Raw genomic sequence first — 16,516 nt, forward strand, 5'->3', positions numbered from 1 at the left:
ATTATCTTTCTTGTTGTTTATTGTGTTGTTTTTTATAATAAGACTCTTCGCTGGATGGCGCTACGCCGGTCGCATTTTCAATGCGGGAATATGCAGGGGGAAGGCCATCTCAGAGTTCCGTAGCCCGAAGGCCCTCCCCCTGCACCCCCACCCTCTTGGGCACGGAAGGAGTTCTGCGTTGTTGTGTGTGCTGCGTTGTTGACTTTTGTCTGTATGCTGCGGTACTCAGAATGGAACGTTGTGCCGATCTGTTCCCTGTATTCTTCGATATTTATGGCGATACGCTATGCCGATCTGCGATCTGGTTCTGGGATTCTTCGGTACTTATAGTGGTACGCTGGGCCGATCTGGTCCCTGTATTCTTCGATATTTATGGTGATACGCTGTACCAATCTAGTTCCTGTATTCTTCGATATTTATGGTGATACGCTGTGACGATCCCGTTTCTGTATTCTTCGATACTTATAGGAATATTCTGTACCAGTCTGACATTTCAGGACAGGACGCCCAGTCCGCTTCCGTCCCATGCTCCGTTTTTTTCCTGTCGGCTGGAAGCGTCAGCCAGAGGAAGGTGGCATCGGGCCGGGCTGCTGCGGAGGAGGGGTGATTACTACTTGGGCTGCGGGAGACGGCGTTATTGCGGCAGGGTCTGCTGTCTGAGCCGCAGGCGAGTTCTGGCCCTGCCGCAATGCTTTTAGCCGTCTCACGGAGCCCTAGTAGTATCCCCCGATGGAGTCCCTGCCCGGAGCGATGCCACCTTCCTCTGGCGTCCCTCAACCACATCCACCTCTCAAAACCTCAAAAACATCCACGACTGCATCCACTCCCGGAGCGATGCCTTCTTCCCCTGGCGTCCCTCAACCACATCCACCTCTCAAAAACTCAAAAACATCCCCGCTTGCATCCACCCCCGGAGCAATGTCACCTTCCTCTGGCGTCCCTCTCCATCCTTCTCACAAAACCTCAAAAGCATCCCCGACTGCATCCACCGAGCGATACCACCTTCCTCTGACGTCCCTCAACCACATCCATACACACCAAAAAAGCCCGGCATCTTCATATTCCAAAGACACCGGACTCCCATCAGTCATATATAAGCTGGAAATGAGACTCGAACTCACGACCCCTTCATTACGAGTGAAGTGCTCTACCGACTGAGCTATTCCAGCTTGTGCTAAACACAACTGATATTATACCGTATTTTACAAAAAATGCAAGCACTTTTTCCTACAATCCACTCAAATCCTTACCCTCCAATCACCCCAACCATATTCCCATTTAATTCACAAACCATCACTCATCCCCGGAAGCCCCCTTCCTGCGAGAAGCCACCCGTTTCACAACCTTTACCGCATCCTTTACAGCCACAGATTTTTCAACCACCGTCATTTTCGCTTTATCCATACGCTTTCCCCTGCTTTTCCCCACAGTCTTTTTCACATTTCCTTTCTTCACAGAGTTTTTCTTCACATTCCCCTTCTCCGGTGTACACCCAAATACCGCCACACCATAAGCCGGAAGCTTCAGCTTCAAAGAAAACTCCCTGTTATCACACTCCATATGAACAGCCGCTTTCGCCCGTGCGTTCACCACACCCTGTCCGCCAAACTTTTCACTGTCACTGTTGAAAATTTCCTTATATTTCCCCGCAAAAGGCACACCAACCCGGTAACTGTCATAAGATACCGGTGAAAAATTACACACCGCAAGAATCGTTTCTTCCTGCTTTTCCGTCTTACGAAGAAACGCAACCACATTCTCATCATAGCTGGTAAACTGGATCCACTCAAACCCATCCGAATTACCATCCATTGCATACAACGCCGGATGATTCCTGTAAAGTTCATTCAGATCATGCAGATACACCCTCATTTCCGGCCCCACATCCCCATCCGGCGCAGTCATCTTCACACCCGGATGAAGCATCAGATAGCCATACGCAGCACGCAGCTGAGCATCCTTTTGCCTTGAAGATCCCGGAAGCTTCTCCAGAAACTCTTTTAACGTACCCACATCTCTCTTCCCCAGAGTCAGTACATAATGCTCACTATATGCATACATCATGGAAAGCGTCAGCTGATCATAATAATTTCGTCTGTCCAAAGGCTCTGCTTCCAGGTAAGAAAGAAGATCCTTTGTCCAGCCACCACTCCATTTATAGTCAAACCCCAGATGATCATTCTCCACACTGTCTGTAAGCTGCGGCCATAAACCATCCTCCTGTGCGATCAGAAGAATCCCCGGATACTGCTTCTTCACAATAGAATTCAGATGCTTCAGAAACTCCAGTGCCTGAAGATTCTCATTGGAACTATAAAGATTAGCCGTCCACTGTCCCGCCTCTCTTCCAAAATCCAGATACAGCATCGCATCTACATCATCCATCCGAAATCCGTCCACATGAAATTCATCCAGCCAGAAAAACGCATTAGAAATAAGAAAATCTTTGACCATAGGACTTCCGTAATTATAAAGCATGGTGCCCCACATCGGATGAACGGCCATAGCCGGATCCTGTACTTCATAAAGAGGAGTTCCGTCAAATTTCTCAAGCCCTGCATCAAACCGCGGAAACTGAGCCGGTGTCCAGTCCAGGATCACGCCAATCCCTGCCTGATGAAGATCCTCCACCAGTGTCCGGAAATCTGCCGCAGTCCCAAAACGGGTAGTCACAGCATAATACGCAGACGTAGAATATCCTCCTGAACTTCGGTCAAGATACTCCATCACCGGATGAAATTCTACATGCGTATAACCGGTTTCCTTCAGAAACTCCACCAGTTCACCACTGTTTTTCCACTCTGTTACATCCGTTTCATAAATAGAAACCGGAACTTCACGGCTGGCAAACCTTTCACGTTCCTTCATCCACGCTTCATCCTGCCATAAAAAATCCCCCAGCTCTGTTACAACAGAAATCACAGACGGCGCTCCCTGAGTTCCATTTCCGTAAGGATCAGACTTCCGCTGTACATCGCCGCCTTTGATCTTGATCTCATACTGGTAAGAGGCCCCTGCCTCTACACCTGGAACAAAAATCTCAAAAATTCCGGACATTGGCATCCGATGCATCGGAAGACGCCTTCCATCCCACCTGTCAAAATCACCGACCACACTGACACGGATTGCATTGGGTGCCCAGACAGCAAAATATGTTCCTTCTACCTCGCCACAGGTCCCCGGATGCGCTCCCAGCTTCTCATATGCCTTGTAATAGACGCCGGCACAAAAAGCTCGTTCCTCCTCTTCCGTGATCTGGCATGGACATTCATACGCATCGTAAAAAGTCTCTTTCCTGCTTCCTCTTATCACACGGAAACGATATTCCGGAATCCTTTTCAGTGGAAGCATTACAGCATAATAACCAGCCTCATCTTCCAGGATCATCGGATAACTCTTTTCCCCTACAACAACCTCTGCAGCATCCGCTCCCGGAAAAAATCCCTGGATCAGAACGCCATCCTCTGTTACCCTTGGCTGCATCACATCACGAGGTGATGCCTCCTCCCCATAAACGATCGCCTCGATCCGGGGCCAATCCATATATTCATACGCTTTATCAGCCATAATCGTCTCCTCCATCATATTTGTTGTTTTATAGACTAAGTTTACCACCATTTTACAGAAAAATAAAGATAACAGTTCTAATCTTCGCAAAAAGCACCACAAGTAACCGGTAACAGAACAGAAAATAATTCGATTTGGTTCTTCCCAAAATCATGTGTAACGATTATAATATGAAGCAGAATATGAAACAAATAACTTATCAGGAGGAATCATCAATGGAAAACAGACAGTATGATGTAACAGCTCTCGGCGAGCTTCTGATCGACTTCACAGAAAACGGTGACAGTTCCCAAGGAAACCCTACTTTCGAGGCAAACCCGGGCGGAGCTCCCTGTAACGTTCTTGCCATGCTGAACCGTCTTGGCAAAAAAACTGCATTTATCGGAAAGGTCGGAAACGACATGTTCGGCAAGCAGCTGAAGGCTGCCGTAGAAGAATGCGGCATTGATACCAGAAATCTTGTCATGGACGATGAAATTCACACTACCCTTGCTTTTGTACATACTTACCCGGACGGAGACCGTGATTTTTCTTTCTACCGTAATCCAGGTGCAGATATGATGCTGACAAAGGATGAGGTAGATGCCGATCTGATCCGCAATTCCAGGATCTTCCATTTCGGCACGCTTTCTTCCACACATGAGGGTGTCCGTGAAGCAACCCGCTATGCTCTTGACGTGGCAAAAGAAGCCGGATGCATCATCACCTTTGACCCGAACTTACGCCCTCCACTCTGGAAGGATCTGAACGATGCCCGCAAAGAGATCGAATACGGCATGGAACGCTGTGATGTACTGAAGATTTCTGATAATGAAGTGGAATTTCTTTTTGACACAACAGATTATGATAAGGGTGCTGCCCTTATCGAAGAAAAATATCATATCCCGCTTGTGCTGATCACAATGGGAAAAGACGGAAGCCGCGCTTATTATCGCGGACGGAAGGTCGAGGCTGCTCCTTTCCTTCAGGAAAAAACCATTGAAACCACCGGTGCAGGAGACACCTTCTGTGCAAGCACCCTGAATTATGTGCTGGAACACGGTCTTGAGGATCTCACTGACGAAAATCTCGCAGAGCTGCTTACTTTTGCAAATGCAGCAGCTTCTCTCATCACAACAAAGAAGGGAGCACTCCGCGTAATGCCTGAAAGAGATGAAGTTCTTGACTTCATTGCCTCCCGCAAGTAGTGTATGTTTTTCTTTTATTGAATTATTTTTTTGTTTATTGGCTTTGAAAAGCTGAGAAAACACCGCAGGGGGAGAAAGCACTCAAAGTTACAAAGCCCGTTTTTCTCCCCCTGCACCCCCTCTTTCCGGGCACGTACCGCAGAAACGACGCTTCGCGCCTATCCGCCAATTGTTGTGTATTCTTCATATTTTCCCTATTATATCATATATTTTTATTAATATCTTATCGTATAAAAATTTACAACCAATATCATTACGCATATTATATTTGCACATTATATTTGTATTTGATATATTTACATTTAATATATTTGCATTTAATATATTTGCATTTGATATATTTGCATTTGATATATTTGCATTTGATATATTTGCATTTGATATATTTGCATTTGATATATTTGCATTTGATATATTTGCATTTGATATATTTACATTTGATCATTTGATATATTTGAATTTGATATATTTACATTTGATCATTTGATATATTTGAATTTGATCATTTGATATATCTGCATTTGATATATTTACCGCTCAAATTCACTTCTATATTATTCCAAAAAATCCGCAGATGTGCCCCGCACATCGAGACCTACCAACGCCCTCCCACCCTCACTCTCGGCTCAACCTTCCACATCCAATACCGTCACATACCTATAACGGCCTCAAGACTTTTTCACTCTCAACAACCCCGTCAGGCCGTTCTCCTCCATCGGCTCAACCTTTCGTTCCCAGCACCGTCGCATACAGACACAAGTCAACCAAACTCCCGTCCTCCACAACCAAGCACTCCTAAAAAAAGCCCGAGGGGTGTGCAGAGGGGCCGCGGCTTTGCGGCCCCTTTGCGGTTTTCCTTTTTTCCTCAAAAAAAATACTGTGCACCATTCGCCAAAAAAGCAAACGCCACACAGTATTTAAAAAAAAGTATTTCTAACCTCTTGTTCCTTTACTTAACAACACGCACCCTGTACATTCCCTCAATCTCCTTGAGTTCATCCAACGCCTTAGCAGACGCCGCACTCTCAAGATCAATAAGAGTATAAGCAAACTCCCCTTTACTCTTATTCGTCATATCCGCAATATTCAGTCCCTCAGATCCAAGGATCTTGGTAACCTGACTGATCATATTCGGTGTGTTGCTGTGCGCAAGAGAGATTCTTCCAACAGCCACACAGGTACCCATATCACAATTCGGATAATTCACAGAATTCTTAATATTACCATTCTCAAGGTAATCACGGATCTCTTTTACAGCCATCTCTGCACAGTTCTCTTCAGATTCCTCTGTAGACGCACCAAGATGCGGAGTTACCAGAATACCCTCGCGTCCTGCAACTGTCTCATTTGCAAAGTCAGTTACATACTTCTTAACCTTGCCACTCTCAACAGCCTCGATCAGCGCATCCTCATCAACAAGAAGATCTCTTGCAAAATTCAGAAGAACTACGCCGTCCTTCATCTTATCAAAAGCTTCTTTGTTGATCATCTTCTTAGTGCTGTCAAGAAGCGGCACATGAATGGTGATATAATCGCACTGGCTGTAGATCTCATCCAGGCTCTTGCTGTGCTTGATGGTTCTGGACAGGTTCCATGCTGCATCAATAGAAAGATATGGGTCATAGCCATATACTTCCATGCCAAGACCGCATGCTGCGTTTGCCACCATGGCTCCGATGGCTCCAAGACCGATGATACCAAGCTTTTTGCCGCTGATCTCGCATCCTGCGAACTGTTTTTTCTGCTTCTCGGCAAGCTTGCCAATGTGCTCTTTATCTTTCTCCTGTGCAACCCACTCGATACCTCCTACGATATCTCTGGATGCAAGGAGCATACCTGCAAGTACCAGCTCTTTTACGCCGTTTGCGTTGGCTCCAGGTGTGTTGAATACAACAACGCCCTTCTCTGCATACTCCTTAACCGGAATATTATTGACGCCTGCACCTGCACGTGCAACTGCGCAAACGCTCTTCGGCAGCTCCATGTCGTGCATTTTTGCACTTCTTACAAGGATTGCGTCACACTGGTCAGCGGTCTCTGTTTTTTTATAATTATCGCCAAAAAGTTTCAGACCTTTTTCAGCGATCGGATTCAGGCAATGATACTGGAACATTATGCATTCTCCTCCTCGAATTTTTTCATGAATGCAACCAGTGCCTCTACGCCGGCCTTTGGCATGGCATTGTAGATGCTGGCACGCATTCCGCCAACAGTACGGTGTCCTTTCAGGTTTACAAGTCCTGCTTCAGTTGCCTCTTTAACAAACTTGGCATCCATTTCCTTGTCACCGGTTACGAACGGTACATTCATAAGGGATCTGTCTTCCGGAACTACAGTTCCTTTGAACAGCTTGCTGGAATCCAGGTAATCATAAAGGATTTTTGCTTTTTCCTCATTGCGCTGCTTCATCACTTCCAGGCCGCCCATCTTCTTCAGCCATTTGAATACTTTTCCGCATACATAGATGCAGTAAGCATTCGGCGTATTGTAAAGAGAGCCTGCGTCTGCATGTGTCTTATAAGTAAGCATGGTTGGGGTTCCCGGAAGAACATCCTCTGTGATCAGGTCCTCACGGATGATCACGATAACCATGCCTGCCGGTCCGATGTTCTTCTGAACACCGCCATAAATAATACCATATTTGCTTACATCCACCGGCTCAGACAGGAAACAGGAGGATACATCTGCTACCAGAGTCTTACCTTTTGTGTTTGGAAGTTTTTTGAATTTTGTGCCGTAAATGGTGTTGTTCTCACAGATGTATACGTAGTCTGCATCCGGGCTGATCGGCAAATCACTGCAGTCCGGGATATAGCTGAAGGTTTTATCTTCAGAAGATGCGATCTTGTTTGCTTTTCCGTATTTCTGAGCTTCCTGATAAGCTTTTTTTGCCCACTGTCCTGTTACGATATAATCTGCGACCTTGTTTTTCATGAGGTTCATCGGGATCATGGCAAACTGCTGGGATGCTCCTCCCTGAAGGAAAAGTACCTTGTAGTTATCCGGAATGTTCATAAGCTCGCGAAGATCTTTCTCTGCAGTATCAATGATCTCCTGAAAAGCTGCACTTCTGTGGCTCATTTCCATAACAGACATTCCTGTGCCGTTATAATCCATCATCTCATCCGCTACTTCTTTGAGTACTTCCTCTGGAAGCACTGCCGGTCCGGCAGAAAAATTATACACTCTACTCATGTTTCTTCATATCCTCCTCGTCAAATACATCATCAAGGTTCGCACCAGCCGGTACCATCGGGAACACACTCAGATCCTGATCGATCCAGCAATCCAGAACGACAGGTCCCTCTGCTGCCAGTGCCATCTTAAGTGCAGGCTCCACATCCTCCATCTTTGTCACACGAATGGCTTTTGCACCCAGCGCCTCTGATAATTTCACAAAATCAACGGCGTCATCCAGTACTGTGGAAGAGTACCTCTTTCCATAGAAAAGCGTCTGCCACTGACGCACCATTCCCAGTACATGATTGTTCATAACAATCTGGATCAGCTGTCTGCCACAGCGTGCAGCTGTTGCCAGCTCATTCATATTCATACGGAAGCATCCGTCACCTGCTATATTTACAACTGTTTTTTCCGGTCTGCCCATCTTCGCGCCAATTGCAGCGCCAAGGCCGTAGCCCATGGTTCCAAGGCCGCCGGAAGTAAGAAGAGTTCTCGGCTCTTTGTATTTATAATACTGCGCCGCCCACATCTGATGCTGTCCAACATCTGTGGAGATGATCGCATCACCGTTGGTCAACTCATAAAGTTTCTCTATAATATACGGACCTGTAAGCTGTGTGTGATCATAATTCAGCGGATATTTTGATTTCAATTCCTGGATATGTGCGATCCACTCCGGATGTTCTTTCTTCGGAATTTCCTCCAGAAGGCGTTTCAGCACTTCCTTCACATCACCGATCACACTGGCATCCACTTTGATATTTTTATTGATCTCCGCAGCATCCACATCGATCTGAAGGATTTTTGCATTATGTGCAAAAGTTTTGGTATTTCCTGTTACACGGTCACTGAAGCGTGCACCGAGAACAATAAGAAGATCGCACTCTGTTACGCCAAGATCGGAAGTCTTGGTTCCGTGCATACCTACCATACCTGTATAGAGAGGATCTTCTCCCGGGAAGGTACCCTTGCCCATCAGAGTATCGCAGACAGGAGCCTGGATCCTGCGAGCCAGCTCACGTACTTCCTGGTCAGCACCGGAGATCACACATCCGCCGCCAACAAAAATAAACGGTTTCTCTGCCTCTCTGATCATTTCCAGTGCCTGATCAATATCTTCTTTACGGATACTTTTGATCTCACGGTTAACCATAGCCGGATGGCATGGCTCATATTCATATTTCATTCCTGTGATATCCTTCGGGACATCCACAAGCACCGGGCCGGGTCTTCCGCTTTTTGCAATATAAAATGCTCTTCTTAACGTATCTGCAAGATCTTCGATATTCTTTACGATGAAACTGTATTTTGTTACAGGCATTACGATACCTGCGATATCAACCTCCTGGAAAGAATCTCTTCCCAGGAGTGGTCTTCCTACGTTTGCAGTAATGGCTACCATCGGTACGGAATCCATGTATGCAGTCGCGATCCCTGTTACCAGGTTAGTTGCTCCTGGACCGGAGGTTGCCAGGCAGACACCTACCTTTCCGGTCGCTCTTGCATAACCGTCAGCAGCATGGGATGCACCCTGCTCGTGGGAGGTCAGTACATGTGTGATCTCATCTTTGTATTCATATAAGGCATCGTAAACATTCAGGATCGCGCCGCCCGGATATCCAAATACGGTATCAACGCCCTGTTCCTTCAGACATTCTACGATGATCTCTGCACCTGTAAGCTGCATATCTTTCGTTCCTCCTTATTTTGCTTTCGGTACTTCCAGGATCGCACCACGGTTTCCGGATGTTACCATGGAAGCGTATCTTGCCAGATATCCGGTTGTCACCTTCGGCTCTCTTGGCTGCCATTTTTCTCTTCTAGCCTGCATCTCTTCATCTGAAACCTTGATCTCCAGTTTCAGCTCCGGAATATTGATGCTGATGATATCGCCTTCCTCAACCAGTGCGATCGGGCCGCCTACTGCTGCCTCCGGTGATACGTGTCCGATAGCGGCTCCTCTAGATGCACCGCTGAAACGTCCGTCGGTGATCAGGGCTACGGAAGAACCAAGTCCCATTCCCACGATGGCAGATGTAGGGTTCAGCATCTCTCTCATTCCAGGGCCACCCTTTGGTCCCTCATAGCGGATAACCACAACATCCCCCTCTACGATCTTACCGCTCTTGATGGCAACAATTGCGTCATCCTCGCTGTCAAATACACGTGCAGGACCCTCATGTACCAGCATCTCCGGTACAACAGCAGAACGTTTTACAACACCACCATCCGGTGCAAGGTTTCCTTTCAGTACGGCAAGTCCGCCTGTCTTTGTATACGGATTGTCGATCGGGCGGATAACCTCCGGATTCAGGTTTACACAGTTTTTGATATTCTCACCTACTGTTTTTCCGGTTACTGTCATACACTCTGTATGGAGAAGTCCCAGCTTGTTCAGCTCATTCATGACCGCATAGACACCACCGGCCTCATTAAGATCTTCCATGTAGGTCGGGCCTGCCGGTGCAAGGTGGCAAAGGTTCGGGGTCTTCTCACTGATCTCATTTGCAAAGCTGATATCAAAATCCATTCCGATTTCATGTGCGATAGCCGGAAGATGAAGCATACTGTTTGTGGAGCATCCAAGTGCCATATCTACTGTAAGTGCATTTAAAACTGCCTCTTTTGTCATAATGTCTCTTGGGCGGATGTTCCTTCTGTACATTTCCATTACCTGCATTCCTGCATGCTTTGCAAGACGGATACGTTCAGAGTATACTGCCGGGATGGTACCGTTTCCTTTCAGTCCCATACCGAGAACCTCTGTCAGGCAGTTCATGCTGTTCGCAGTGTACATACCGGAACATGATCCGCAGGTCGGGCAGGTTTTGTTCTCGAATTCTTCCAGATCATCTGCTGTGATGGTTCCTGCTGCATAGGATCCTACTGCCTCAAACATACTGGAAAGACTGGTTTTGTGTCCTTTTACATGGCCGGCAAGCATCGGACCGCCGCTTACGAATACAGTAGGAACGTTGATCCTTGCCGCTGCCATCAGAAGGCCAGGTACGTTTTTGTCACAGTTGGGAACCATGACCAGAGCATCGAACTGATGAGCCAGTGCCATGGCCTCTGTGGAATCTGCGATCAGGTCACGTGTTACAAGGGAATATTTCATTCCAACGTGTCCCATTGCGATTCCGTCACATACTGCGATCGCCGGAAATACAACCGGTGTGCCGCCAGCCATTGCAACGCCGAGCTTTACAGCATTTACAATTTTGTCAAGGTTCATATGTCCCGGTACGATCTCGTTATAAGAACTTACGATTCCTACCAGTGGTTTGTCCATTTCTTCCTTTGTCATTCCAAGGGCATTGAACAGGGAACGATGTGGTGCCTGCTGTGTGCCTTTTCTTACGGTATCACTTTTCATTTTTAAGGTCTCTCCTTTTTATTCTTTACGATAGGATCCGGTATCTGTTTATAGACTTCCTCTTCCAGGTACCGGTTTTTTCTGTTCTGTTTCGTTTTCTTCTCTCTGTCCCGCTTTATTTATGCAATGGCATCTGCGATCAGATTGCCCATCTCTTTGGTTCCGACAAGCTTGCATCCGTCAGACATGATATCTCCTGTTCTGTAACCCTCTGTAAGAACCTTCTGTACTGCTGTTTCCACAGCATCTGCTTCTTTATCAAGATCCAGAGAATATCTCAGCATCATAGCAGCGGAAAGAATGGTTGCGATGGGGTTTGCCTTGTTCTGGCCTGCGATATCCGGTGCAGAACCATGGCTCGGCTCATAGAGACCAAGCTTTGTCTCATTTAAGCTTGCGGAGGAAAGCATTCCGATAGAACCGGTCACCATACTTGCCTCATCAGAGAGGATATCTCCGAACATGTTTTCTGTAAGGATAACATCAAACTGCTTCGGATCACGTACCAGCTGCATTGCACAGTTATCAACCAGCATATGCTCCAGTGTTACATCCGGATAGTCCTTTGCCACATCCTCTACTACACTTCTCCAGAGTCTGGAAGAATCAAGAACATTGGCTTTATCTACACTTGTAACCTTATTTCTTCTCTTACGTGCGATCTCAAATGCCTTAATGGCAATACGGCGGATCTCATTCTCATTATAAGAAAGAGTATCTACTGCTGTGCGGACTCCGTTCTCCTCAGTAGTCTTTCTTGCTCCGAAATAAAGACCTCCTGTAAGCTCTCTTACGATGATCATGTCAAAACCATCTCCGATGATCTCATCACGGAGCGGGCAGGCATCACGAAGCTCATTGTAAAGATAAGCCGGACGAAGGTTTGCAAACAGGTTCAGCGCCTTACGTATCGCAAGAAGACCTGCCTCCGGGCGTTTGGACGGCTCCAGCTTGTACCACGGGGATGTCTTGGCATCGCCGCCAATGGAACCCATCAGTACTGCATCAGAAGCTTTTGCCTGGGCAATGGCTTCCTCTGTAAGAGGTACTCCGTGAGCATCAATGGATGCCCCTCCTAAAAGAACCTCTGTGTATGAAAATTTATGACTGTATTTCTCACATACTCTGTCTAAAACTTTTTTGGCCTCGGCAACAATCTCCGGACCGATTCCGTCTCCCGGAATCAGGGCAATCTTGTACTCCATTTTATTCACTCCTCCGATTTCCCCTGTGCTGTAAAATTTTAACGCACTGGTGTGGATAATTGTTATTATCATAACGCACTTTTCGACGGATTTCAACCTATTAAATAGATAAAGTTATTTCCGGAATGCAAAAAATAAACGGCAATTCCCTGTTTCTGCCGCCACAGAGACATACTTTCGCACACAGAAAAAAGAAAAACTGCCCTACCATTCCGGTACAGCAGTCTTTCTTTTTTTATCATATTCTGTTTTTCCTGATGATCTTCTCAGAATTTTCCGCTGGAACCACCGAAGGTATCACCGGAAGATGAGGTATGGGTGCTGGAACCACCGTTATTATCCTCATTTTTCGGTTTTGCGGATTTTGATACCGTACTGTAGAGGTAAAAATCATTACTTCTGGTCACATTCATACTGCCCTGCCGCACATAAGAAGCCGCCCGATCCTGTTTTCGCACAGTTTTCAGCTTTCTTCTCATATTTCCGGTCACCAGTAATCCTGCCACAAGCCCCACAGCAAGAGCGATCAGCAGGTTTATCCCAACCGCAAAAGGCTCATCCGGAAGGTTTTCCACATCGTATGGCTCTGCCTCATCTGCCTGCGTGATAAAATCATCGCATTCCGTGGCAAACTTATGAAACGCTTCGTTATAATCACCGTCACTTAAATAAGGCTTCACCTGATCCATGATGTAGGACTGTCCGGCATCCGTAAACACTTCTATCGCATATCCGTGTGTTGCAATGGCCCAGTTACGGTCTCCCATATCCAACAGGAATAAAATACCGTCACCATTTTCCCCCTGTCCATATCCATGGTCAATAAAATAATCCTCCGCATACGCCTGGGCTGTTTTTCCCTCAAGACTGTTAACGGTAACGACCACAACATCTACCTGATCCCGCTCACTGATCTCATCCAGAGTACTGCTCAGACTCTCCTGCTGCTCTGCATCCAGAAGTCCCGCCTGGTCATCCAGACGGCTTACGGTGCCTGCCCATACTGGAAAAGCACATGCCAGACACAAAAGGATCGATATCAAAAATACAGATATTCTTTTTTTCATGGCATCCACCTCCCTACAAAGCCCAGATCAGATACAGGATAATATAAGTGATCACACCCACGACCCCCGTTGTTCCTAGGAACCATCGTGCAAAAGCGTTCTTGTCTGTAGGCAGATTTCCCACAAATTTCCCTGTCTGACCATTCATGGCAAATATGTAATTATCCCCCTTCCACTTCGTCTGCAGGATCCATACGGGATATAGCGCATATTTCGTTGTCCCATTATGAAGCCGGATACTGGTATTCTCCGGTACCACACTGGCGTATCCTCTCACCGTATCCCGGAATGCAGCCTCTGTGCTGCGGCGGATACGCTCATTGGCACGTTCCTCACACTCGCTGGCTGTCACATCATATTTATCTGCAAAATATCCAGCCAGATACGCAGTCTGAAAATCCACCGCTTCTTTGAAATCAAAAGGCTCTATAGACTCCATCAGATCATTTTCCATGCTGGCAGAGCCATCCACCGGTACATGATCAAAACCAAGAGAACCACTTCTGTGTACTGCATAATAGCTGGTCTCCGTATAATCATAATCGCTATCGCTCCAGAACCGGGTCTTTGTTGCACGGTAACGGATATCTGCGTCTGCGTCTGTGTCATACAGCCAAAACGGAACGTAGATGCCCTTAACCTCGCTGATATGATTCTCTGACTTAAATGCTTTCGGCAGAAGCCGCTTACCGGTAAGATGCTTTTTCAGCCTCTCCTTTGCCGCTTTCTTGTCCAGCTTAAACGGGATCACATAATCCGGCTTCAGTGCACCGGACAGCTGCCCGGTCATTACCACCGGACTTCCGCAAAACGGGCAGGCCGTTGCTGCCGTATTGGCATCTCCCACGATCTCACCGCCACAGGACTTGCACACATAGGTACGCAGCCCCTCACTCTCCCCGTCCTGCCACTCACTGCCGGCCTCATCCGACCAGCTCATATCCTCAGGCTGCTCTTCCTCCACAGTCTGGGCATATTCCGATAACGTACCAACATCAAACTCCGTATCACAAAACGGACACTTCATCTTCTGCACAGAACTATCAAACTCTATGGAGCCACCACAGCACGGACACTTAAACTCCTGCATCTTCGCCATATATTCACCTCACTTCATCATTCTGTATCCAACAACCGGCAGGAGTTACCCTGCATTTTGCTCCTGACCATCTCTCTTTCTGATCTATACTGCATCCTCCGGTCCGAACGGATCACCGCACTCCGGGCAGAATTTCGGTGGATTCTCCGGATCTGCCGGTTCCCATCCGCACCTGCTGCAACGATACTGCATCTTCTTCTCCGGCTTCTTCGCTCCGCAGTTCATACAGAACTTTCCTTTATTCACCGTACCGCAGGAACAGGTCCAGCTGTCCTCCACCGGACGCGATGCACCACACTCCGGACAGAATTTCCCCGAAGAAACCGCACCACAGCTGCAGGTCCAGGAACCAGCCGCAGCCCCTGCTCCGTTCCCTGCCGGCGAAACCGGCTGCGCTGCCTGCTTCTGTACACTCTGCTGCTGCGCCTGCTGCTTCTGGCCCATCTCAAACAACTGCTGCGCATTCAGACCACCTGCATTAGCAGCCATACCCATGCCCATAAAACCAGTCATAGCCCCTGCTGAATTAGAAGCCGCAGCCTTCATAGCATCCGCCTGGGCCCCGGTCAAAGTAGCCGCAGCCATAGCAGGATCACGCATCATAGCCGTACGCTGAGCCTGCTTGATCATCTCGGCATCCTCATCCGGCAATGTCACAGAACCAAGTGCCACACTGACCACCTTAAGCCCACGAAGCTCCTCCCACTTGGCAGAAAGCACCTCATTCATGGCATTCTCCAGCTCCGTATTATGAGTCACGATCTGATTCGGACGCATCTCCAGCTCCGAAAGCCTTCCGAAAGCAGGCTGCAGCGCACTGATAAACTCCGCCTTCAGCTGTCCGTCCAGCTCCTCTCTAGTATACTCCCGCTCCACATTTCCACACACATTCGTATAAAAAAGAAGGGGATCCGCGATCCTGTAGGAATAAACACCATGACACCTCACAGCCACATCCACATCCAGCCCGATCCTGGAATCCACAACCCGGAACGGGATCGGATTAGCAGTACCAAACTTGTTATCCACAAGCTCCTTGGTATTAAAATAATACACCCTCTGATCCTTACCCGTATCACCGCCAAAAGCAAACCTCTTCCCGATCGTATCAAAGGTCTTCCTGATTCCGTCACCCAGACTACCTGAAAAAATACTCGGCTCCGTAGAAGCATCATACGTATACTCTCCCGGATCCGCACAAACCTCAACAACCTTTCCCTGCTCCACAATCATCATACACTGACCATCCGCCACAGCGATCCCGCTGCCGCTGGAAATGATATTATCACTCCCATGCTTATTGGAAGACCTGGAAGAAGACCTCTTCGTCCCCTTCACAACCATCACTTCTTTATCCATAGCCTCACAGTAAAAAAACTCCTTCCACTGATCCGCCAACGTACCACCCGCTGCACCCACAGCCGCTCTGATAAGACCCATAAATCCAACCCCTTTCTGAAAATTCATTCTTATTTACAATTTTACGATATTCCAAAGCTATCGTCACTCTCATTTCTGATAGTAACATCATTATTACACGAATTTTACCAAAAATCCACTTATTTCTATACAATATTACAATTGTCATATTCCCATCACATCCACACTCCCAGCACATCCGCAATCTCAACACATCCGCAATCCCAGCACATCCGCAATCCCATTACATCCGCAATCCCAGCACATCCGCAACCCCAGGCTGACAGCGCAGCGCCTCAGCCGTCCCCCCAACCCAACACAAACTCAGCCATTGCAGTCGTCCAGCGCAGCGCTGACGACCCACAACCAACCGTCAAACGACACTATTTCTCACCGGAAGCACCAGCCGGGGC

11 protein-coding genes and 1 tRNA gene are annotated in these 16,516 nt (G+C 47.4%); 1 reads left to right on the forward strand and 11 read right to left on the reverse strand.

Annotated features, from left to right (window positions below):
- Positions 1–1,096: 1,096 nt before the first annotated feature.
- Positions 1,097–1,169 (reverse strand) — tRNA-Thr (locus CCC17_RS10720).
- Positions 1,170–1,293: 124 nt separating this feature from the next.
- Positions 1,294–3,567 carry a 1,4-alpha-glucan branching enzyme gene (gene glgB / locus CCC17_RS10725; protein ID WP_287083074.1) on the reverse strand — a complete coding sequence of 758 codons (2,274 nt, stop codon included), beginning with the start codon at positions 3,565–3,567 and terminating at the stop codon, positions 1,294–1,296.
- A gap of 215 nt (positions 3,568–3,782) precedes the next feature.
- Between glgB and CCC17_RS10730 the strand changes: the two genes are divergently transcribed.
- Positions 3,783–4,754, forward strand: a complete 972-nt coding sequence (locus tag CCC17_RS10730) for a carbohydrate kinase family protein (RefSeq protein WP_022427213.1) — start codon at positions 3,783–3,785, stop codon at positions 4,752–4,754.
- A 183-nt stretch (positions 4,755–4,937) separates the two neighbouring features.
- Here CCC17_RS10730 and CCC17_RS15220 read toward each other — a convergent pair whose 3' ends face one another.
- The 9 genes from CCC17_RS15220 to CCC17_RS10770 all read right to left on the reverse strand — a co-directional run bounded on the left by CCC17_RS15220 (position 4,938) and on the right by CCC17_RS10770 (position 16,124).
- Positions 4,938–5,183 carry a pentapeptide repeat-containing protein gene (locus tag CCC17_RS15220; protein WP_370816449.1) on the reverse strand — a complete coding sequence of 82 codons (246 nt, stop codon included), beginning with the start codon at positions 5,181–5,183 and terminating at the stop codon, positions 4,938–4,940.
- A gap of 520 nt (positions 5,184–5,703) precedes the next feature.
- A complete protein-coding gene (locus CCC17_RS10735; RefSeq protein WP_021651414.1) occupies positions 5,704–6,867 on the reverse strand; it encodes a phosphoglycerate dehydrogenase in 1,164 nt (387 codons plus the stop codon).
- Complete coding sequence (serC, locus tag CCC17_RS10740) at positions 6,867–7,949, reverse strand: 3-phosphoserine/phosphohydroxythreonine transaminase (RefSeq protein WP_015527147.1); 1,083 nt, start codon at positions 7,947–7,949, stop codon at positions 6,867–6,869. Before serC ends, CCC17_RS10735 begins: the two co-directional genes overlap by 1 nt.
- The gene (gene ilvB / locus CCC17_RS10745; protein WP_092068314.1) at positions 7,942–9,624 is read right to left on the reverse strand and encodes a biosynthetic-type acetolactate synthase large subunit; all 1,683 of its coding nucleotides are present in this window, start codon (positions 9,622–9,624) and stop codon (positions 7,942–7,944) included. Before ilvB ends, serC begins: the two co-directional genes overlap by 8 nt.
- Before the next feature lie 15 nt (positions 9,625–9,639).
- On the reverse strand, positions 9,640–11,313 hold the full coding sequence (ilvD, locus tag CCC17_RS10750; RefSeq protein ID WP_092068317.1) for a dihydroxy-acid dehydratase: 1,674 nt from the start codon (positions 11,311–11,313) through the stop codon (positions 9,640–9,642).
- A 119-nt stretch (positions 11,314–11,432) separates the two neighbouring features.
- Complete coding sequence (gene leuB, locus CCC17_RS10755; protein WP_173746050.1) at positions 11,433–12,518, reverse strand: 3-isopropylmalate dehydrogenase; 1,086 nt, start codon at positions 12,516–12,518, stop codon at positions 11,433–11,435.
- A 266-nt stretch (positions 12,519–12,784) separates the two neighbouring features.
- Positions 12,785–13,585, reverse strand: coding sequence for a TPM domain-containing protein (locus tag CCC17_RS10760; protein WP_021651410.1), 801 nt, complete (start codon positions 13,583–13,585; stop codon positions 12,785–12,787).
- A 13-nt stretch (positions 13,586–13,598) separates the two neighbouring features.
- Positions 13,599–14,684 carry a hypothetical protein gene (locus CCC17_RS10765; RefSeq protein WP_022426084.1) on the reverse strand — a complete coding sequence of 362 codons (1,086 nt, stop codon included), beginning with the start codon at positions 14,682–14,684 and terminating at the stop codon, positions 13,599–13,601.
- Positions 14,685–14,768: 84 nt separating this feature from the next.
- Positions 14,769–16,124, reverse strand: coding sequence for an SPFH domain-containing protein (locus tag CCC17_RS10770; protein ID WP_173761274.1), 1,356 nt, complete (start codon positions 16,122–16,124; stop codon positions 14,769–14,771).
- Positions 16,125–16,516 lie beyond the last annotated feature (392 nt).

It is taken from the genome of Blautia sp. LMAG:36 (assembly GCF_008680535.1).
GTDB lineage: Bacteria > Bacillota > Clostridia > Lachnospirales > Lachnospiraceae > Blautia_A > Blautia_A fusiformis.